At 34.1% G+C, this 20,835-nt stretch carries 15 protein-coding genes, 1 tRNA gene and 5 pseudogenes; 12 read left to right on the top strand and 9 right to left on the bottom strand.

What is annotated here, in order from left to right; all coding sequences use genetic code 11:
- The first annotated feature begins 55 nt into the window (after positions 1-55).
- Together AC2G3J_RS18935 and AC2G3J_RS18930 are read left to right on the top strand one after the other, a co-directional pair.
- Positions 56-505: a DUF4265 domain-containing protein gene (locus AC2G3J_RS18935; RefSeq protein WP_483770440.1), complete on the top strand. Its 450-nt coding sequence runs from the start codon at positions 56-58 to the stop codon at positions 503-505.
- 122 nt (positions 506-627) lie between these two features.
- Positions 628-821 (top strand): annotated as a pseudogene (locus tag AC2G3J_RS18930) (IS5/IS1182 family transposase); the annotation flags it as partial.
- Positions 822-1,145: 324 nt separating this feature from the next.
- Here AC2G3J_RS18930 and AC2G3J_RS18925 read toward each other — a convergent pair.
- The 4 genes from AC2G3J_RS18925 to AC2G3J_RS18910 form a co-directional block, all read right to left on the bottom strand.
- Entirely contained in the window at positions 1,146-1,592 is a 447-nt protein-coding gene (locus AC2G3J_RS18925) for a YfjT/YkfB family phage-associated protein (protein ID WP_483770439.1), read from the bottom strand.
- A gap of 33 nt (positions 1,593-1,625) precedes the next feature.
- Positions 1,626-1,850, bottom strand: coding sequence for a hypothetical protein (locus AC2G3J_RS18920; protein WP_419326965.1), 225 nt, complete (start codon positions 1,848-1,850; stop codon positions 1,626-1,628).
- Positions 1,851-1,982: 132 nt separating this feature from the next.
- On the bottom strand, positions 1,983-2,237 hold the full coding sequence (locus AC2G3J_RS18915; RefSeq protein ID WP_419326966.1) for a hypothetical protein: 255 nt from the start codon (positions 2,235-2,237) through the stop codon (positions 1,983-1,985).
- Between the two features lie 766 nt (positions 2,238-3,003).
- Positions 3,004-3,666, bottom strand: coding sequence for a hypothetical protein (locus AC2G3J_RS18910; RefSeq protein WP_483770438.1), 663 nt, complete (start codon positions 3,664-3,666; stop codon positions 3,004-3,006).
- Between the two features lie 323 nt (positions 3,667-3,989).
- Between AC2G3J_RS18910 and AC2G3J_RS18905 the strand changes: the two are divergent.
- The 9 genes and pseudogenes from AC2G3J_RS18905 to AC2G3J_RS18865 form a co-directional block, all read left to right on the top strand.
- Positions 3,990-4,788, top strand: a pseudogene (locus AC2G3J_RS18905) (recombination directionality factor); the annotation flags it as partial.
- Between the two features lie 227 nt (positions 4,789-5,015).
- On the top strand, positions 5,016-5,243 hold the full coding sequence (locus AC2G3J_RS18900) for a helix-turn-helix transcriptional regulator (RefSeq protein ID WP_270958282.1): 228 nt from the start codon (positions 5,016-5,018) through the stop codon (positions 5,241-5,243).
- Positions 5,244-5,423: 180 nt separating this feature from the next.
- A pseudogene (locus tag AC2G3J_RS18895) lies at positions 5,424-6,234 on the top strand (HNH endonuclease); the annotation flags it as partial.
- A 75-nt stretch (positions 6,235-6,309) separates the two neighbouring features.
- Positions 6,310-7,221 (top strand): GIY-YIG nuclease family protein, encoded by a 912-nt coding sequence (locus AC2G3J_RS18890; RefSeq protein ID WP_483770437.1) that lies wholly within the window; start codon positions 6,310-6,312, stop codon positions 7,219-7,221.
- A 171-nt stretch (positions 7,222-7,392) separates the two neighbouring features.
- Positions 7,393-9,603, top strand: coding sequence for a type I restriction-modification system subunit M (locus AC2G3J_RS18885; protein ID WP_483770436.1), 2,211 nt, complete (start codon positions 7,393-7,395; stop codon positions 9,601-9,603).
- The gene (locus AC2G3J_RS18880; RefSeq protein ID WP_483770435.1) at positions 9,596-10,915 is read left to right on the top strand and encodes a restriction endonuclease subunit S; all 1,320 of its coding nucleotides are present in this window, start codon (positions 9,596-9,598) and stop codon (positions 10,913-10,915) included. The genes AC2G3J_RS18885 and AC2G3J_RS18880 overlap by 8 nt, the downstream gene beginning before the upstream one ends.
- A complete protein-coding gene (locus tag AC2G3J_RS18875; RefSeq protein ID WP_483770434.1) occupies positions 10,912-12,444 on the top strand; it encodes a hypothetical protein in 1,533 nt (510 codons plus the stop codon). Before AC2G3J_RS18880 ends, AC2G3J_RS18875 begins: the two co-directional genes overlap by 4 nt.
- Before the next feature lie 22 nt (positions 12,445-12,466).
- Positions 12,467-13,978 (top strand): DUF6035 family protein, encoded by a 1,512-nt coding sequence (locus AC2G3J_RS18870; protein WP_483770433.1) that lies wholly within the window; start codon positions 12,467-12,469, stop codon positions 13,976-13,978.
- Positions 13,975-14,120: pseudogene (locus AC2G3J_RS18865) on the top strand (Fic family protein); the annotation flags it as partial. The gene AC2G3J_RS18870 and the pseudogene AC2G3J_RS18865, both read left to right, overlap by 4 nt.
- 86 nt (positions 14,121-14,206) lie before the next feature.
- Here the strand turns inward: AC2G3J_RS18865 and AC2G3J_RS18860 are convergent.
- From AC2G3J_RS18860 to AC2G3J_RS18840, 5 genes and pseudogenes are all read right to left on the bottom strand, one after another.
- Positions 14,207-15,904 (bottom strand): DUF2326 domain-containing protein, encoded by a 1,698-nt coding sequence (locus tag AC2G3J_RS18860; RefSeq protein WP_483770432.1) that lies wholly within the window; start codon positions 15,902-15,904, stop codon positions 14,207-14,209.
- Positions 15,891-16,154 (bottom strand): ABC-three component system middle component 6, encoded by a 264-nt coding sequence (locus tag AC2G3J_RS18855; protein WP_483770431.1) that lies wholly within the window; start codon positions 16,152-16,154, stop codon positions 15,891-15,893. Before AC2G3J_RS18855 ends, AC2G3J_RS18860 begins: the two co-directional genes overlap by 14 nt.
- Positions 16,147-17,124, bottom strand: a complete 978-nt coding sequence (locus AC2G3J_RS18850) for an ABC-three component system protein (RefSeq protein WP_483770430.1) — start codon at positions 17,122-17,124, stop codon at positions 16,147-16,149. The genes AC2G3J_RS18855 and AC2G3J_RS18850 overlap by 8 nt, the downstream gene beginning before the upstream one ends.
- Before the next feature lie 218 nt (positions 17,125-17,342).
- Positions 17,343-18,508 (bottom strand): annotated as a pseudogene (locus tag AC2G3J_RS18845) (tyrosine-type recombinase/integrase).
- 157 nt (positions 18,509-18,665) lie between these two features.
- Positions 18,666-18,756: transfer RNA gene (locus tag AC2G3J_RS18840), tRNA-Ser, on the bottom strand.
- A gap of 121 nt (positions 18,757-18,877) precedes the next feature.
- Here AC2G3J_RS18840 and AC2G3J_RS18835 point away from each other — a divergent pair.
- Positions 18,878-20,758, top strand: a complete 1,881-nt coding sequence (locus AC2G3J_RS18835) for a potassium transporter Kup (RefSeq protein WP_004718533.1) — start codon at positions 18,878-18,880, stop codon at positions 20,756-20,758.
- Positions 20,759-20,835: the final 77 nt, after the last annotated feature.

The raw sequence follows: 20,835 nt of genomic DNA, 5'->3' as shown, positions 1-20,835 counted from the left end.
TTTATTTTATCGGTTTTATTTTTAATGGATTTTTAAATTAATTGAGTCTGATTAGATGGATGTAGAAAAAATTATAGTTCCTTATTATAATGTGGATAATATTTTATCTAAAGAGATTGTATTTGGTCGTAAGATTGGTTTGGATAAATATGTTATTGAAAATATTCCTTTGTATGCACCTAATTTGGCTTTAGGTGATATTCTTTTAGTAGAAAAGTTAGATGATGAACAACTATATTTTGAGGATTTATTAGAGACATCAGAGAACTCTACTATAAGAATCGTCTTCTTTAATTATGATCCTATAATTGTGCAGAAAATTTTAAAAGAAATCGAGGGGTACAGTATAAACTGGGTTGGGTTTGTTGGTGGTAGTTATTATTCATTAAACATTAATAAGAATTTAGATTATAAAAAAATAAAAATTTTTTTAGAAGGAAATTCTAAAATAATGGATTATCAAGAGAGTTGTTTGTCAGAAAAACATAGGAGTGAATTGTTGTAGGTTTAAATTAGAAATTAATTGGATATTAGATTTTTAAATTATTGAAATTCTTAGGTAGATTTTATTATTTATTCCTATTTTAGATTGATTTTGAAATACATTATATTGCTGTTAATATTGTTTCGATTATTCCACAAAGGAAGAATGGAAAATCATGGAAAAATACTGAAATAAGTTCGATGAAACGTAATGTGCTACTCGATAAAGTAAAGCATTTAGGCCGGATGATATAGAAAAATGATCAGGCTACTACTTAGGAAGTTTAGTGGGAACTAAGATGCACTGCGTTAAATTACTAGGCGACAAACTGAGGGCAATAATAATGATCACATTGAAGATAAGTTGCAGATGATTTTTCATGTAATTATTCTTTTGATATTCTATAAAGTTAGATCACGTTGAAACTCATTTAGAACGAACAAAATGTTTCACACATCATGAAGAAAATAAGCAACCCATTCATATACAGAAATAAATAAGCAGTTGTAATGACTCATAATGTTGAGGTTTTTGCCATGGATGACTCAGTATCGTTCTAAGGTGGAGCTACCTAGGTTTTTAAGCCTAGGTATGCCTATTTCTTTTTTGATCATGGATATAAGCAATAATAGAATGAGCGCAACGATTAAAAATTTGAGAATTATAGCGAAGCACAAGTCTCAACTAGTTCTTTAGCAAAAGCTTTATTGGCTTTTGTAGATATGAACGAAGCCATTTTTTTATTGTTAATAAAAACATCAATTTTTTTGGCTTTTCCTAGATGAGCGATAAGTTTATCCCAATCATTTCCATTCAGTCTGGATCGTGTTTCATTGGGTACTTCAAGTGCTTTTCCATCAATGATAAAGCTGAAAGATGATTGCTTGTTAAAGCTTGCATACGCTTTACTTCCAGTTGAGAGTTCCACTGAGTGATCAACGTTTAAAACACCGCCACTGTTGCATGAAATGGTCAATTTTTGATTTTGACTATTTTGGAGGGAATACAAACTAAAGCCTTGTACAAAATTATCTTGCCAGATATTGGGCGCCGCTTGAGATGTGGAATACATGCATAGTATGAATGCCATTAATGTGAATTTTTTCATGAGAAAATCCTATAAATATTTTTAGATTGGAATTTATTTAGACCGAAGGACTAAGCCACCGATGATTAAAAGAATAAGTACTCCACCAATGAATTTACCCACGGATGGGAACATGACCGCTGGCCAAATAACACCTTGCCCTAAGTGATAGGCAAATGATTTATAGCTTTGTTGGCCCCAAAAGTTTTGATAGATGGCAAACAGCAACCCGATAATAAAGTAAGCTCTGATTAGCCAAGACTTAATTGATGTATTCATTTATTTTCCCCCAAGCGCAAATTTAAGAAGTAGGTAGAACAGTCCAAAAAAGATCATCAAGCCAATAAACGGTAGGCCGAGAAAACAGATGATCACAATCACACAAATTATTCCTGCAATAGCTCTCATGGCTTACTCCCTCATGCATTGCAGGCCACTTTGCATCAAGTCGTATTGAAATGATTCAGTCTGGCTTAGTGTGTATAGGTTGTTCTTTAAACCTTCTTCTCCATATTTGCTTTCGAGTTTTTTGTAGGCACATTTGCATGCACTACGTTCCATACCTGTGGATTGGCAACCGCTGATAAATTCTCGCTCTGACTTGCTGGCGCAACTCAGTGTCAGTAGTGAGCAACTGATGATTAAAATTGAAGTTAGAGTTTTCATGATTCTCTCCCATTTATTGTTTTGATTATTTTGAAATCGCTGAATTCAGCAAAGTGATCAAATTAAAGACAAGTGTAGGCAGTCCAAAGTACCTATAAGTCTTTAGATCAATTTAAGCTGAAATGAAATCTATGATTTTTGCCAGAAACAGGGAGGTTCCCAATATGGCTTTAGAGAAAAGAATAAAAGTAAAAAATGCTTAGTCATGGTTGACTCCTTTTGATTTAGAAAGAGTCTTACCAAATTACTGTCAAATAATGGAGGCAAGACTAGACGGGTTGACAGACTGGTACAAAAGGAAACCAGCGCACGCAAGCGTGCCCCTCCTAGCCTCACCATTGAGATGTGACTTAAGAGAACGCACAAAACTAGAACCGTGTTGTTGTGCGCCTTTTGTAGAGCGGTCTGTCAAAACCGACTGGCAATGTAGGCCAGCAGTTGAATGATAAAATTAAGGTTGGGTTTAGTCAATCAAGCAAGATTGAAAAAAATAAGTGAAATCAAAAGTGGGAGATAAAATTTGTTGCAAATGCCCAATCAAGATATGGCATTTTGATGAAATGAGAATAAGTGATTATTTTTTATCTGGCATATTTGAAGTAAATGCTTCTTCAGGTAATTGTTTAAATTGATCTTTTATTCATGCTTTTAACAGCAATGGTTGGTTACTTAATTTTTTCATATAACTGAACCTACTTAAGTTTAACCGAAGTTCAATGAATGCTTATAAAACAATTATTTTTTTGACGAATAAAAGTAAACCCTCTTAAGAGGGCTTTTTTACTTGTTTAGGGCTTTTAAGTTTTTGGTACTGTACTTCTGCTTCGTGAAGTTTAGTAACGAATAAATTTGCATTTTCTACAATGCGTTTAAAATAAAATGAAACAAAAATGATTACTGCTCCTTGAAGAAAAAGCATAAAAAAGTAAAAAATATCGAAAAATTTAAAACTCTTAATTTCTAGAGCAATTTGAGAAAATTCATAAAATGAAATACAAAGAGGTATAAGACCTAAAATGTACATTGACTTTAAAAAAAATATTTCAGTAGTATACGAAGTTTTAACAATAGGTAAGAACTGTATATCACGAATGAAAAAGATATGATCTGATATTATAAAGCGAATTTGTGGGTGGCCATATCTATAATATCTAATTAAGTCATTATAATTAATTAAATTATTTTCGTGTAACTCAATAAGCCTATTATTGATAATATGATTCATTTTTAAGATTCTTGTGAATTTTTGCGCTAAATTATCTTTAATCCATGTACTAAATTCATTATTTTTATAACATTTTTTTAAGTATTCCTCAGCGCTAATTTGAACTCCTAATGATTCTAGTTCTCGTTTTTTAGTATATTCTTTCCAAGTTATCCAGCCTGCTAAAACGGTGAAAATTACACCTATAATTGTAATGAAGTTCATAATCATATGAAAATTATTTAATTTGAAAAAATATAAGGCTAGCATATTTTTAAAAATTCAATGTAATTAATGATCGTTTTTTTGAATTAAAAATACTGAAGCCAGCTCTCCTAAGAAGATGTTTTCTACTCTTTATTCATAGCTTTTGAACGAGGTGGATGATCCTAGCTAAAATAGTGGATACAAGATTTCTCTCAAGATAATGTTAATTTTTGAAGCCAAATATGGCTAGCCTAAGCAAAATATCCAACCACCAAAAACCTATGCCTGAGCGCATGGGATTTTTTATGACTTATTAATTTGACTCAAAAGAGGAAGCCACCATGATTAAAGGTTTAGCAATTACATCGCCAGTATTAGGACTGATCAGCATCGGCAAGGTCATCGAAAAGAATGGTAAACGTCTACCTAAAAAGGACGATCAATGTACCATTTCCAGTCAAATTCAAGGTAAGGATGGCTGGATCAAACATCCACTTGATGAACAGCTCCGAGCTAAAGCACCTAATTAAAAACTTCGCACCATTCCAGTACGTATGATCTTTAATGATCCTGAACTCAATCTTAGAGCTGAATATAATTTATTTGATCATCAGACAGGACGACCTGTGTGTATTGAAAATGGTGAGACTTATCAAAGACAAACCAGCCAAGGTATTGAACAACATTTATGTCCATCACTAGATTTATATCCATTGGCGCAAGGGGTGAACTGAAAGCCCTATGGCAGATTACATGTCAATTTAGATGAGTCGGATGAACTAGGCACCTTCATCTTTAGAACTACAGGTTTTAATAGTATTCGTACTTTGGCTGCGAGATTGAGCTATTACCACGCAACATCGAATGGCTTGCTGTCATGTTTACCATTGCAATTGACTCTTCGAGGGAAATCCACAACTCAAAGCTATCGAACCCCTGTGTACTACGTGGATTTAACTTTAAGGGATGGTGTTAATCTGCAACAAGCTATTCAGATGGCAAAAGAGATTGATCAACAAAGTAAAGCATCTGGGTTTAATCAAACTGCACTTGATCAAGTCGCAAGACAGGGTTTTGCCAATGCACAGTTTGAGGTGAATAGTGAGGAGGGTTTGGATTTTGTTGAAGAGTTTTTTACGGATGAGCTTACTGATTCTGAACAGGTACAGTCTGGGTCGAAAACCAAGGCAAAGCCTAAACTTCAGCAGGGGCAAGACTTTGTACAAGATATTCAGAAAGGCTTACAGCAGAATGTAAGGGCTGTGAATTAGATGGGGGTGGACGAGATTGGACTCAGTAAAATTTTATTGGACTGACCTATTATCTGAGCAAATCACCGCTCGCATCAGTGATTAGGAGTAAACATCATGAATGCGTTCACAGGTCAGACTTTTCAGATGAATCAAATTATCAATATTAAAGAAGTAATTCAATTTACAAGTATTAGTAGGGCAAAGATCTATGAAATGATCAATGTAGATTCAAAGTACTATGACTCAAGCTTTCCAAAACCAGTACGTTTAAGTGAATCACGTATTGGGTGGGTGGCTTTAGAGATTCATCAATGGATTGAAGAAAAAATACAAAATCGCTAAGCATGGGAGCGAAAGCTCCCTTATTTTTTTGTTTTTTAGTAGACTGCAATCAAGTAGTTGCTAATAAACCCGTTATGAAAACAATAGATTATTATAATCAACATGCAGACAAATTTATTGCTTCAACTTTTCATATAGAGATGGGAGAATTATATCAATCGTTTATACGTTACTTGCCTGATATATTGGAAGCAGACACTTCCCTTTCATTTTAATGCAAATCAACCATTTCAGTTACATCAAAATAATGGGAATCAGGCAGGAATTATTAGTTTGATTCATAATGCCCAACAGAACTACAAATCTCTTGCTTTGGCACGACGAGATCATGTGAATTGGCTGAAATTAAAAAAGAAAGTGGCCGATACAGTAAAGAGGATGCCTATAACTTATCTACAAAATTTGAAAGGTCAAAATATTGAGTTTTTATATAGTTTAGAGGATTCACGAAAACAACTCATACTTTTGCCAAATGTCATGTATTGCTTGCACCAATTTAGTGAAATTATTGAGGAGCTATGCCAGAAAAAAATGGGTTGACTTTGTCAGGTTAAATAAAAGTAATTTATTGGTTCTGGATGGTTTACCTGATTTGGCAACATTCATGTTTGAACCAAGCCGTAATCAGCTTCGTCAAGTAGGAGAGTTCCTAGTCGACCTGCAAGAATGCAAGTGTTTTTACTGTCAAAAGCCAATAAAGCAAAATAAGTTGGCTGTAGATCATTTCATACCTTGGGCGATGTACCCAGCAGATACAGGCCATAATTTTGTACTTGCAGATGAAAAGTGTAATTCAGATAAAAGTGATTTTTTAGCGTCAGAAGAATTCTTCTTTCAATGGCGGGAACGCAATCAAAACTTTGATAACCTCATTACTGAGCAGTTATCAAAGTTGGGTTTTCTGACAAATATTGAAAGATCACATAGTGTTGCTAGTTGGGCATATGGACAGGCTAAAGCGAATGGGTATTTGTTGTGGAGTTTAATGTAAAAAAGCTGTATATCAGTAATAATCTTAAGGTTGATAAAAATTAAGTACGATATATTTTAGTTTGGAAAGGGAAAAATGCAAAATCGTGGTCGTCAAATTCGTCTTTTCTATGTAGATGGACAGCATAATGGTATCGTTAGAGCAGAGCTAATGAACTGGACTGGTTATGTGTATGCTGCACCTAGAGCAAGCATAAAACAATTACTTGAGAAGGAAGATGCACATGGTTCAGGTATTTATTTTCTTATAAGTAAATCACAAGAGCTTGAAGGAAAATACGATGTTTATGTTGGGGAAACAGTCAATGGAATTCAGAGAATGCAACACCATGACTATAACAAGGAGTTTTGGGACACTGTCATTTTGGTTCAATGTAAGGATACTACATTAACTAAAACGCATTGTGCATATTTAGAATATCAGGTTTATAAGTTTATTAACGAAAAAACATTATATCAATTTGAAAATAAACAAGAATTGAAAAATTATGCGGGAAAATTATCAGATGCTGATATTTCTGATATGGATACCTTTTTAGATAATTTAAGTTTTGTTTTACCTGCGTTAGGGGTCAACTTACTTACACCAGTAGTAACAATTTCAAGTCAGCTCAATACTCAACTCGTTATTGTAGAGGAACTCGTGGATGCAGAATTTTTTCTTTTAAGCCGTGATAAAAAGGTAAATGCACAAGCTTATATAAAAGACGGAATTTTCTATGTTAGAAAGGGTTCCATGGGTAAGACAGAACAAACCTTATCTCAGCACAATTTCATTATAAATCAACGTGCATCTTTGATAGATAAGGGTATGATTCGAGTGGTCGATGATAAAATTGAATTTACTCAAGATGTCGCCTTTACGAGTACTTCGACCCCAGCAGCAATGTTATTTGGCCGACCAACCTCTGGGCCTTCTACTTGGAAGCTCTTAGGTCAGCCCCAAACAAGTTATAAAGATTGGGAAAAAAAGCAGATTATACAATAAATGTAATGTACAGATTATCAATCCAATTTTCTTAAGTTCTACCACAGAAATTTAACATAATAGCTTTTGAAAAATTGTTAATACGCTCTAATTTTTTCTTTTATTTTGAAAGGTGTAAATATTTGCTAGAATCTTCCATATTTTTTATCTTTAGATAGTAGTAATACAAATATGGGCAATTGGATTCAACAAGGTTTACAAGCAAAATTAATTGAGTTAAGTGCAGATGGCTCAACTATTACTTATGTTAAACAAGGTAAATCAAGAAATTTTAATAATCCAGAAGAAAAAGTTCAAGTAGAAGCATTTATTCGTTTAGTTTTAGAATTTGGTTATCCAGTTGAAAATATTAAACAATTTGTAACTGTAACACTTGGGTCAGATAAACGTGAAGCTGACATCATTGTCTATGAAGATTCTTCACATACTAAGCCAATCATCATTGTTGAAGCTAAAAAACAAGAAGTTACACAGGCAGAATTTAATCAAGCTATTAATCAATGTTTTAGTTATGCAAATGCGCTTTCTGGTACAGTTAAATACATTTGGGTTTATTCAACTTTATTAAGTGAATTTTACCGCTTCAACAAAGAGAAAAATGTTAAAGAGGCATTAACTGATTTACCTCATTTTGGTTCAGATACAGTAGCACCTTATACCTTTGTTAAAGGTGGTGGAAAGCATGAGTATCTTGACCCTAAAACTGGAAAAAAAATTACACAAGAATTTAAAGATATTAAGCAAGTTGCAGAAGATGAGCTAACGCGTCGTTTTAAACAAGCACATGATGCGTTGTGGGCTGGTGGTCAATTAAACCCATCAGAAGCTTTTGATGAGTTAGATAAATTGATTTTCTGTAAGATTTGGGACGAACGTTATAATTTATCAGGTGCAGAAAAGAAACGTAGAAAGAAAGGTGAAGTATACGATTTTCAAGTTATTACTGTTCCGGGTAAAGATGAAGCAGATTCGGTAAGAAAAACAAACCAAGCACTCGCAGACCGTATTAAGCATATCTATCAAAAAGGCAAAGATTTTGATAAAGAAGTCTTTAAAGATGATATCCGCTTATCCAATGAACGTATTCGCACGATTGTAAATTACTTACAAGAAATCAATTTAAGTGAGACAGATCTTGATAGTAAAGGTCGTGCTTTTGAAACATTCATGGGCTCATTCTTCCGTGGTGAGTTTGGGCAGTATTTCACTCCGCGTCCTATAGTGAAGTTTATTGTTGATGTATTGCCAATTAAAAATACCTCACGCGTACTTGATACATCATGTGGTAGTGGTGGCTTTTTATTGCATGCTTTAGATAAAGTACGTAATCATGCCAACGATGAATTTCCTGAGTTTGAAACAGATAAAGATGATTATCGAGCTTGGCATGAATATTGGCATGACTTTGCAGAAAAAAATCTTTATGGGATTGAGATTAACGAACAGATTGCCCGTACTGCAAAAATGAACATGATTATTCATGATGATGGTCATACGAATGTCATTTCCTCAGATGGTCTATTGAATGAAAAAACCATTGAAGAAAATACAAAAAATAAGGGCTTTAAATACGGAACATTTGATTTCATAATTACCAATCCTCCTTTTGGTTCAGCAGTCAAGCTGACGGAGCAAGCATATTTAAAAACTTATAATTTAGGTAACAATGAACCAGGTTGGTTGGATATAAAAAATTCTGGTGTAAAAAATCGTGATTCGCAAAGTACAGAAGTTTTATTTATTGAGCAGGCTTATAACTTCTTAAATGAAGGTGGCTATTTGGCGGTTGTTATTCCTGATGGAATCTTAACTAACAGTAGTTTGCAGTATGTTCGAGATCAAATTGAAGATTGGTATCGTATTGTAGCTGTGATTTCTATGCCACAGACCGCATTCTCTGCTACAGGCGCAGGTGTAAAGAGTTCTGTACTGTTTTTGAAGAAATATTTAGAGGTACATACAGAAGACTTAAGACAGCGTAAGTTAAATATTCAAAATAATTTGAAAACTCAGAATGCTTATGAAAACCAGTTGAAAGATTGGGATAAAGAAAAAGCCTTAATCATTAAGAAAATGGAAGGTTTTGACAATCCGTATGATGATAAAGATATGACATTAATGGAATTGAAAAAGACCGAGGAATATAAAGCATGGAAAGTGGAAGTTGATGCTGAATATCGTGAAAAAATTAATGAGCTTAAAGAAAAGTTAGAAGACTTATATTTGCAAATCAAGCAAAATGAATTACCAGATTATCCAATCTTTATGGCGATTGCGGAAGATATTGGTTATGACGCAACAGGCAAGCCAACGCAAATTAATGAATTAGATTTGATCTCTATTGAATTAGCTAAATTTATTTTGGAGATTGAAAATGCTTAATAAGCTTTCATTTCAATTAAATTATTCAGACATTGAGGATCGATTAGATCCGATATTCTATTATGAAAAAAGTAATTTAGATCTAGTTAATAAAACATCATTACCTGTTTACAAACTTAAAGATGTTATAAATATGCAGCGTGGACGTTTTGGTCATAGACCTAGAAATGATCCTAGCTTTTATGATGGAAAGTACCCTTTTATTCAAACTGGGGATGTTGTTCGGGCTAAATTTGGTACAGATATTTCTTACTCTCAAACTTTAAATGATAAAGGTTTGAAGACTAGTCGATTGTTTTCTGAGCCAGTTGTTGTTTTGACTATTGCTGCAAATATTGGGTATACAGCTATCCTGAACTATCCAGCATGTTTTCCAGATAGTTTAATTGGTTTAACCTCAAAAAATGATTTTCTTGAATTAGAGTATATCAATATCTATATTTCTCTAATTCGTCAATATATTGAAGACTTAGCTCCACAAGCTGCACAAAAAAATATCAATTATCAACAGCTATCATCGATACCTATTGTTGTTCCAATTAGAGAATTACAACTTAAAATCATTGACCTATGGAATATTTCTCAAAATTTAGAGAAATTTAAGAGACAACAGGCTAAAGAAAAACTATCCTCAATTGATGCTTATTTATTAGATAAATTGGACATTAAATTACCTGAAGAAAATTATTCATTCTCAAATAGAATTTTTATCAAAAACTTTTCCGATCTGCTTGGTGATGAATGGAATCCGATATCAATATTGAGAGAAAAGTTTAAAATTGAAAATGGAAAATATTCCAATAGAAAATTATTTGAAATAGCATCTATTCAAAAAGGTCAAAGCATTACCTCTTCCGATGTTGTTAGTGGTAATTATCCTGTGATCGCAGGTGGTAAAACAAGCCCTTACACGCATAATCAATATAATTATCAAGGTGAAACCATTACGGTCAGTGCATCAGGAGCTTATTCAGGTTATGTTTGGTATCATAATTATCCTATATTTGCATCAGATTGCAGTGTAATAAAAATTAAAAATAATCTAGTTTTACCATTATATTTAGCTGAGCTACTAAAGTTAAAACAGAAAGAAATTTATTATTTACAAAAAGGTGCAGGGCAACCACATGTTTATCCAAATGATTTAGCAAAATTAAAAATAGCAATTCCACCTCTTAGTATCCAAGAAGAAATAATTTATCATATTCAACAAATTCGCAATGAAGCTAAAAAGTTAGAAGATGAAGCGAATCAAGTTTTGGAAAATGCAAAGCAAGAAATTGAAAAAATTATTCTAGGAGAAGAAATATGATTATTCGGGGAATTTTAGAGTACTCATTAGGTGGTCAATTATGTATTCGAGGTTTTGCACCACTAGGAGAATTAGCTCGTCTATCTCAATCTGATGAAAGCTATCAGCGCGCATATATTCAAGAACGTGAGAAAGAGTTACAACACTATCTTCAAAATGATGAATACTTATTCTTCTCAGAAATTATTTTGAGCTTGGAAGTTAAACAAAATATTAAAAATGAAGGAGAGGTTCCGCCTTTCCAGCAATTATTTAGTGGTACGAAAAAAGCATTTATATCAAATGTTGATAGTGCGCATTTAAAACTTAAATCTGTTCCTTTTAAAAGCACAACAGATATAAGAAATAAGACGGAAGTACAACTTGTTGAGCTGTCAATTGATGACACTTTAATTTCTCAAGGAATAAGACCTTTTAATCGTATTGATGGGAACCATAGATTATCTGCGGTTGAGAATCTTAATAATTCATCAGTTTCAGATAGAAATGCGCCATTTTGTATCGTATTAAGCTCAGTTATTCATGAGCAAGATGGTATAACCCAAAGGGAAAACAAAAAAGCTGAGCGTGTAATTTTTAATAACATTAATGCCAAAGCTGTTCCTCTGACAATGGAACAAAACTTAAAAGCAATTATTACACAAGTAAGTAATGATAGTTTTACTGATGATGAATTAAAGGAAAAATTTGATTGGGCAACTTATGCTGTTCGTAAACTAGATATTGCATCGATAGCTAATTTACAGGATGTTTATCCGAATTTAGGTCAAGATTTTCTCAATTTCCCATTAACATTTTCTAAAAAAATTATTGATATAGCGCTGACGCAAAATGTGATTGTAGAGTCGGATGAAGAAATAAATAAAATTAGACAATCTCTAAGAGAAGTAAATCAGATTTTAGGCAATGAAAGACTGACGAATATATCCGTAGATATTGTCGTGGCTTGTGTGTTTATTCAACTTTCACAAATGAAATTATCAATCTTTATCAACTGGATGAAACAAAATCATATTTTTGATTTGGATCAAATTCACTCATCTTCACTAATAAAAATTTATAAAAAAATTCGAGAAACTAGAAGTAAGCAAATATTTGTATCAATGGATTTTTCAGGTGCTCAAGATGAACACTATAAGATGATTTGTGAAGCGGTTGATGTAATTAACAGGGATTACAATATGGATATTACACTTAAACAAATTAGAATTGACCAACACTCGCAAGGCTTTTCACATGACATCAATCAGATGGTACTTTCTTTGATAGAGAGTAGTGGGTTGTTAATTGCCGATTTATCATTACAGAATGGTAATGTATATCATGAAGTTGGATATCTGATGGGACTCAACCAAGGGAAAGGATTACCCGATGAGAATTTCATACTTATCAAAAGTGAAGCTCCACCATTTGATGAAGTACCTGTGAAGTTTAATTTGACAACGAAGAATCAGATAAGATTTAAAAGAGCTAGTGACCTTCGAGATACATTAGTCATGGCTTTAAAAACTTATTATAAATTAACTTAGTTTCTTAATAGAGGAAGAATACATGAAGTTAGTGCATATAGTTGATGTAGATCAAAATATGTGGATTGATGTTGATGTATTCTTTCAACAGTCGGAAATGGAACTTAACCTATGGCGTAGTAAAATAAGTGAACAATATAAACGGGATAACAATAATCCTTATTTCACCTGTGCATGGTGTCAAAGTCCTATTATCCTTGCTAGACGTACAGATCATATGCAGATCAACACTTCGGCAACATTCTTTTTTAAACATATTCCTGAGCTGGAAAATAATCCCAATTTTAAATGTCCTGTAAAGTATATCAAACAGCTTTTAGATGATGAAAAAACAGCTTTAAAGTATCAAATTGCGAAAGAAACTCAGCAACATAAATTGCTAAAAGAGAATATCTACAAGAGCCTTCAGGCAGATGAGGCTTTTAGTGATATTCATATTGAGCAAGTTCGCAAAAGTATTGACTTAAAGCAATGGCGTAGACCAGATGTATCTTCATTATATAAAAAGCAATTAGTTGTTTTTGAAGGACAACTTTCTACAACTTTTTTGAATGTGATTATTGATCGTAAGATTTTCTATCAAGATAACAATGCTTGCTTACTGTGGATTTTTAATCATTTTGAACCATCGGAAAAAGCGAAGAAGCAGTCAATGCAAGATATTTACTACAACAATAATGCCAATGCATTTGTAGTGAATGATTCTACAGTCGTACAATCAATTAACTCAAAAGCTTTTACTTTAGAGTGTCATTATTTAAAGCCTGAAATACAGAATAATCAGATTGTTAATAAATGGAATAAAGAATTCATTGAGTTTCAAAATTTAGTCCATAACAAATCTACAAAGCAAATATACTTTTTTGATTATGAAGCTGAATATCGAAAGTTAAAGCAAAAATTAGGCTTACGACATAGTTATTTACAAGAGAGTAAGAATCAAAAAGATAAACTAAAAGTTCAAAAATATATCGAATCACTAGAACTGGTTGATCTTGAAACACAAGTTCCATCAAAAACTAAATCTGAATTATTGGTTGAGTTTACTAAACTATGGATAAAAACTTATTATCTTACTGACAATCAATTCAACTATGAGTGGTTCTCTATTCGTAAGGAGCTTGAGCTAATGGGAATTAGTACTCCTAAATATCTTTTACATGCTCCCTATAAAACAGTGGTTAACTCAATTTTAAGTGCAAAATTTGGCTATGCTGTAGGTAATAATATTAACGATATGATTAGTGTGGCTCATAACTTGATGGAACATCATCCAGCTTACATAAAGCATTTTATGCTTACTTTGAAAGTAACTGAAAAACCTAACTTATTGAATGAGAGAGATAGTTCGGGTAAATGGCAAGAACGCTATAAAAAATATACCCAACAGCCTGAAAGCACTAAGATATACAAGCACGATTTAAATCAATTTATTGAGTTTTTAGTGCCAGAGTTTGAAGGGCGGTTGATTTCTTGGGGGGAAAGTAGTGCATCTTATTCTAATGCACAATTTAGTGGAGTTAGCCAAAAATGAAATACCAACCGCCTTATAGTATCACTTCAAAAATCATTCATCTGATTGTACAGATTAGTGAAAATATAGGGCGCTTGACTGTTTTTTCAGAAGCTTAGGGTTGTTGAAACTTAGTAAAGCTAATTCTATCCGCGCCATTCAATGTTTTGATAAAATCTGTGATTGACTAACCTAAAGAAGTGCATGAAATACGTAATGTCATTAAAGCTTAAAATGATTAAATTTTTCTCAACCAAATTGAATGCCTAAAAGTTTATTTTCTGGAGTATCCCCTTTAAGTTGAACTATCTGTTTAGATTTTAAACTATTATATTGTTCAGAAGATAGATAATCTTCCATTGCCTCAAAATTTTCAGTATTAATTGAAATGATATACTGTAATCCTCTTTTTTCTGCTTCCGATGCTATATAGCTGAGCCAATTCGACCTAACCTTTGGATCAATATCTGCAAAGAGGCGATTATCATGCCATAACATGTCAATTGAATGGTTTAGACCAGAAGTTAAAATAATCCAATCAAAGCATAAAATAACTGCATCACCTATTCCATCTGAGCTATCACCTTCTATATTGATATCTAAATTAAATCTGATCTGATTACGGTCACTAGTGTTTGCTGATAGTGTTATACCTGCGGGAGTTCTTGGGTATAGGTGATTTGCAAGTAATTTAAAGTTTTTATCAAAACTCTCTAATGGATTAGCTTCTACGTAGGCAGTAGCTCTTTTATCATCTTCAAGTCGCTTTTGCTTAATTTCAAGCTTCTTTTTTTCAAGAGTTGAAATAGCGCCATAATATTCAGTGAGACGTTCAAATTCATTGTTTAGATTGGACAATTCTTGGGTTAGTGCAACATAATCATCAAGTGCTCTTTTTCCATGTAAATATTGAATTTTTTGATCACGCTCACTTTCAAAATTAAATCTCTCTGAGTCTAAACGTTCTAGTTTATTAAGTAAGTGGTTTTTTTCTTCTTCAAGGCGAACTTTACGATTAACAGATAGTTGTTGGTGGAATCTCTCTACTGAGTCGAAATGCATAAGAGCTTCTTGTTTAAAGACTATTTCAATGCCTTTATAAAGCTCTAGTAGATCATCTTTACTGATATCAGGCTGTTCCATTATCATTTGGCTGATATCAGTCAATTGTTGTTTTATAGACTCTTGTTCAAAGGCAGTATTTTTGATGAGTTCAGTCAGTTCATTAGCTTGTATTTCAATATCACGATAATCATCAGCTACTTTAAAAAGATTAATATCTTTACGTAATCTTGGAATTTCCTGTTCTAGGAATTCTAATCTTATTCTTGGTTGAGTCCCCGCCCGAAAAAAATCTAAAAGTACAGGATCTTCTTTGTACTGTTTGATATTTTGGTTGGCTTTATCTAATTCAGCTTTTGAATTATGTTTGTTTATAATTAATTCATGATTTGCTCCCATCAAAAACATAGTCCGTAGGAGGGCTGGATAATCCTGTTCTTTATCTGTTTTAGATGGGCTGTCGCAATCAGCCTTTTTCACCCTTGAAAAACGTTTAAATAATGATCTGAATCCAAGATCAGATATTTTGCTTTTTAAGTTAAAAAAGATTTGTTCATTTAACCAGTTTCTGTAATCTGTCAAGGAAATAGACTGATCACCAAGCCATATTTTTTTTCCATCACCCGTTCTAGAAATGACATAAACAACATTTTCATGCTTAAACTTTAAAGTAAAAATCCATTCTGGAAAAACAGCAGTAAAAGCAGGATCAGCATTTGCACCCAGACAATGGTGGATGAGCTTCAAAGATAAAGTCTTACCAACCCCATTACTCGTACCATTAAGATCTTTAGCACCATCGCCTAAGATTATAGAAATACCATTCTCGTTGAATACTAAAGTTTTAAAACTTGGTTGATTGCAAGATAAGCTAATCAACTTCATTTGCAATCTCCGCAGAAGTTATAGGTTTTAGCACAAGTTCAGAATAGTCATTTAATGTAAGTTGCTGTATTGCATATAAAATATTGATCGCTAAAATGACTTCTGTAAAATCAGGTTTAATTATTGAATTATCATGCTTTATAGTTAACCATAATTCATCTATGGTCAATGATTTTACTGCTAACTTTGAACGTAGTAATCCTGCAACTGCTAATAAGGAGTTGCTAAACAGAATATGTTTGTTAGGCATGAAGCTGGTTAGGATTGTCATATACGTCACAAGTGTCAAAGTAATGAGCTAAAACTATCTCAGAAGCATTTCTAAATGCTTGTAAGACTGGAATTGAAGCAGTTTGGAAGATATCTGTTGGAATTAGTCTATCAACTATCCAAAAGTATCGCATATCTGCCGAATTCTCTAAAGTGTCAGGGAGGTGTATTTTACTTTCTTTATAAATATTGTTAATTTGCTGTGCAATATCTTGGGAATCTGTACTTTTACTACCTTTCAGGTAATCTCTTACCCTGTGACCTTGTAAGCTATTAGTCTTTAGCTTCAAGTCCAAATTTTGACTAATTCCGTTAAATTTAATTTTTTCATCCCAAATAGGCACATCAATTTCTAAAAAACCTAAACTATTGATATTTTGGTTAGATAAATGTTGGAGTAATTTACCTAAAGCAGAGGGGTCTACTGTAAAAGGTACTTCATTTATTGGCGCTCTATTTAAAAGTTTAAGTTTTTGTTTTTCTGTTAGTATGTCAAAGTAATTTTCAATAATAGCTGAATGAATACATTCAGAACTGTCTAAATTATAAGTACTCTTTAGGGTGGCTAAAGTGGTAATGATATCAGGTGGAATACCTTGGAACCTATCATTATAGACAAAATAATATTCTGATATATTGGGTAGCCCTGTTTGACCATTCCAATGTGTATTTAATTTTTCAAAATCAGTAACAGATTTTTGCAAAACGGTTTTATGTGTTTGGTGAGCTGGAGTCGTAGGTTTTGGTGCATAAATTTGATAGTAGTGTCCTTTGTGGGCAACACATCCATCATTACCACCATCTCCTCCAAAAGGAGCTACTTTTATAAAAAGGGGGGCTGTTAAAAACATCAAGTCTGAGAAGAAAATCTGAAACTCTTCTCCTGAGCGTCTATACATTTCTAAGCGGAAAAAAATACTATAGAAATAGTCCTTAGTTGCTTCATCCATATTTCTATGTGCTCTTGTATCAGTTAATAAATAATAAAGTATAAGAACATTGTAATAGAAGCAATTTTTTGAATGGACTTTATGTTCTATTTATTTTAGAAGGATTTTTAATTTTTTCTTAAATTAAGTTATATTTTGGTTAATTAATAGTTAAATAGAGTATATACGTTCCTACGACTTTGTGATTAAACTACCTTATGCTTAGGAAAAGACAGAGTTTATTTCCTCAAACAATCAATAAAATCTGACCATTCTTGCATCATCTTTGTTCGGTACTCTAAATGCTGTGCATGGTTTTATGCCTGAGATACCGCATTACCAACCTTATGCGCCAACTGAATTTCAATTGCATCATGCATATAACCTTGTTCATGTAATGTCGTTGATGCAAGTCCACGAAAACCATGTCCAGTCATTTTGCCGTTATAACCCATTGTTCGAATTACACAGAGTAAAGCATTACTACTCATTGGCTTAGCGGTACTGTGATTATAAAAAACGTATTGTTTATTGCCCGTCAGTGGGCATAGTCCTTCAATCAGTTCAATTGCCTGTCGAGATAATGGAACAATGTGAGGTTGAGCCATTTTTATTTTATCAGTAGGAATTCTCCATAAACGATTCTCGAAATCAATCTCATTCCACTCCATGTTAATGAGCTCAGCCGTTCTCACAAAAGTTAAAGTCATTACTTGTAAGGCAGTTTTAACTAAAATGTTACCGTGATAACGATCCATTCGTTCTAGGAAAGGAGGAAACTCAGAAATATCTAAACGGGCCATATGCTTCACTTTACGTGGCTTGAGGGCTTCTTGAAGGTGAGGGGTTGGATCATTCTCAATTAACCCTCTACGAATCGCGTAACGGAAAATACGCCCAGCTAAAGGTATTGAGCGTTTCGCCATTTCCAATGCACCGCGCTCTTCAATTTTTTTGGCACAAGCTAATACGTCTTTACCCTTAATATGCTCAATAGGCATGTTACCAAGGATAGGAAATAAATCTTTTTCAAATACCGATAAATCACGTAAATAAGTCGTTTCTTTTATGACGGCTTTACGATCTTCCATTCATTCCATAGCAAGTGTTTTAAAAAGCGTATTTTCATCTGCTTGTAATTATTTTTTTGTTTCTTCGCTTCGTTGGGACTAATCCCATCTTTTAATTTCAATCGAGCTTCATCTTTGGCACTGCGAGCTTGGGCGAGTGTCGTTTCAGGGTATGTACCAATCCTGAAGATATTCTCTTTTCCATTTAAACGAAACTTCATGCGCCAATGCATTCCTCCAGAAGGAGTGACCTCTAGATACATGCCTTTTTCATCAGCGTATTTAGTTTTCTTTTCTAATACTTTTATTCTTCTAACCTTGGCATCTATAAGCATTGCAATGTATTTGTAGAAATTTGGAGGGTATAAAAATTGCAGTAATGAATTATATCTCAACCATATCGAGATTCTGATTATTAGAAAGACAACAAAAAAGCCTAAACCACTACAGTTTAGGCATTTAAGCTTCCAATGGATGAGGTTGGAATAATTTTGGCGGTGAAAGAGGGATTCGAACCCTCGATACGCTATAAACGTATACACACTTTCCAGGCGTGCTCCTTAAGCCACTCGGACACTTCACCAAGGCGTGGGATAATAACCAAAAAAAAGATTTCTGCCAAGCAACAATTGATTTAGAGCAAAAAAAATTTCACAGTGATATGATTGCGCAAAAATAGTGTCTAAATTTTTGAAGACGAATCTATGCAAAGTACTGCAAAAAAAGCCGCGTTACCTGCGATCACGCTCGCAGCATTAGGGGTGGTATTTGGAGACATCGGAACCAGTCCCTTGTACGCCCTACGCCAATGTTTTCTGACTGCACACATTGCCATCACCGAAGCGACCGTGCTTGGGATCTTGTCACTGATTTTCTGGTGCATGATGCTCACCATCAGCTTTAAATACGTCACCATTATCATGCGAGCAGATAACAATGGTGAGGGTGGTATCATGTCCTTGCTGGCGCTGAACTTACGCTCTAATCGTATCGCAGATAATCGCAAAATCTATTTAATTGCCTTGGGATTTATTGGTGCATCGCTGTTTTTTGGTGATGGCATTATTACCCCAGCAATTTCAGTACTTTCAGCCATTGAAGGGCTGAGTATTGCCACACCCATGTTTAATAAATGGTTGATGCCTTTAGCAATCGGCATTCTTACCGCACTGTTTCTTGTACAAAGACATGGTACGGGAACCATGGGGAAGTTTTTTGGTCCAATCACCTTAACTTGGTTTGCCTCTATCGGTCTAATCGGTATTCATAGTATTAGCCAAACTCCTTATGTTTTAAGCATGCTCAGTCCACATTGGGCACTGAACTTTATTTTTCACCAACCCTTTGTGGCTTTTTTAACCATGGGTGCGGTGATTTTGACGGTGACGGGTGGTGAAGCACTCTATGCAGATATGGGGCATTTTGGACGACTGCCGATTCGTTTAGGCTGGTTTATCATTGTGCTGCCTTGTCTGCTATTAAATTATGCAGGGCAAGGTGCGTTATTACTGCGTAATCCAAGTGCGATTGAAAACCCATTCTATTTGCTTGTACCTGAGTGGGGCTTATACCCCATGATTGCCTTAGCTACAGCGGCAGCGGTGATTGCCTCACAAGCGGTGATTACTGGTGTGTTTTCAATGGCAAACCAAGCCATTCAGCTACGCTATTTGCCAAGATTAACCGTGCATCACACTTCTGATGTGGAACAAGGTCAGATTTATTTGCCCTTTATCAACTGGATACTCTATGTCTCGATTCTTTTGTTGATTGTGATTTTCCAAAACAGTGCCAATCTTGCCAATGCTTATGGTGTAGCGGTTACCATGACCATGCTATGCGATACGATTTTGATTTCAATCTTGGCCTATGGTTTTTGGCGTTGGCCAAAGTGGAAAGTGGCATTATTCGCGATCCCATTTTTAGTGATTGATAGTATTTTTATTGGGTCAACTTCATTAAAAATCATTTCAGGTGGATGGGTTCCGATCCTGATCGGTGCAATCGTATTTACTATTCTGATGACGTGGAAAACCGGGCGAGAAATTGTCTTTAACCGTTTGGAAAAAGATGCCTTGCCGTTGGATCTGTTTATTAAAAGTGTCAGCTTGAGTGATGAAACTCAGTTTGTACCCGGTCAAGCGGTATTCTTAACTGGTAACCCAAATATTGTCCCACATGCGATGTTGCACAATATCAAGCACAATAAAGTCCTGCATGAACGCAATATTATGGTGACAGTGATTACCCGTGATGTTCCGTATGTGCCAGACCAAGAAAGAATCCGTGTTGAAGTCTTAGATAAGCGCTTCCAACGGGTTTTTGTTTACTATGGCTTTAAGGATCAACCTGATATTCCAAACGCGCTAGAGTTGGCTTATAAGCAGCTTGAAGTTGAATTTGACATGATGCATATCAGCTTCTTCATCTCACGTGATCGTTTGATTCATACCGTGGGTGATGGAATGGCGCCATGGCGTGAAAAACTGTTTATTTCAATGCAACGTAATACCAGTCCGGTGAGTGATTTCTATCAAATCCCGCCAAACCGTGTGGTGGAAATGGGCAGCCAGATCGAAATCTAAATTCATATCAATCAAAAGCCAGAAGTCATTCTGGCTTTTTTTTGCCCATGGGTTTTATGGGCTGATGTATTACATTG

This window comes from Acinetobacter legionensis (assembly GCF_057165765.1).
This window is presented reverse-complemented; position numbering and strand designations above follow the sequence as displayed.